The sequence below is a fragment of the Helicobacter sp. MIT 03-1616 genome, assembly GCF_000765685.2.
GTDB classification, from domain to species: Bacteria; Campylobacterota; Campylobacteria; order Campylobacterales; family Helicobacteraceae; genus Helicobacter_C; species Helicobacter_C typhlonius.
In genome coordinates this window covers 1-855 of record NZ_JROY02000035.1, presented here as the reverse complement: position 1 = coordinate 855, position 855 = coordinate 1, and the positions used below count along the sequence as shown (strand labels likewise).

The 855-nt window shown below is 39.8% G+C and carries 1 protein-coding gene; it reads right to left on the bottom strand.

What is annotated here, in order from left to right; genetic code table 11:
* Positions 1-773 (bottom strand): aldo/keto reductase (locus LS67_RS09480; protein ID WP_052099960.1); only part of this gene is annotated, 773 nt, incomplete at its 3' end.
* Between the last annotated feature and the right edge of the window lie 82 nt (positions 774-855).

The window sequence follows — 855 nt, the reverse complement described above, 5'->3', positions numbered from 1 at the left end:
AAAACCACTTGTGCGGGTGTTTTGTTGTATTTTTGTGCAATGCTTTTAAGTGCGGGATTTTCTAAAATCGAGCCTTTCCCCGCGATAAAAGGACTCCAGCTTTGCAACAAAGTTTTTTTGCTCTTCATCGCCTCTCTTAAGGGCTTTTGTTGGAGGAGTAAATGTGTCTCGCACTGATTAATCGCAGGAATCACCTCGCAAGATTTCACAAACTCGCTATACGCCTTCGCACCAAAGTTTGAAATGCCTATGCTCTTTAAAATACCTTGCTTATAAAAGCTCTCCATTGCTCTATACATCGCCTTAGATTGCGAGTATGGCATATGGATAAGTAAAGAATCAATATAATCAAGCCCTAAAGTTTTTAAGGATTTTTCAATGGATTTTTTTGCTAAATCCTCGCTACTTGATTCTAAAAGCTTAGTTTGGATAAAAAACTCCTCACGTTTGATTCCGCCTTTTACTGCCGCATTTATTGCTGCTCCAAGCTCGGCTTCATTATTATACATCTGTGCGCTATCAAAGAGCCGATAACCCACCTCTATGGCTTCGCTCATCGCCTTTTGCCCTGCTTTACCCGTAAGCGAATAAGTGCCAAGCCCAAGAATGGGCATTTTAACGCCATTATTGAGGGTGAGAGTTTGCATTTTTGCTCCTTTTTTGGAAATTTGCTTCAAATCTTGTGCGAAAAGTGGATAAGGTATATAAGCCCCGAGTGTCGCTACTCCTGCAAGTTGTGCTAGATTCTTTAAAAAGTCCCTACGATTTGTCATTATACGATTTCATAGAATCCTCCTTGTTTGTAAAATAGATTGTGTAATTATAAAGCCTGATACTAAGTATTTGTCAAGGGGT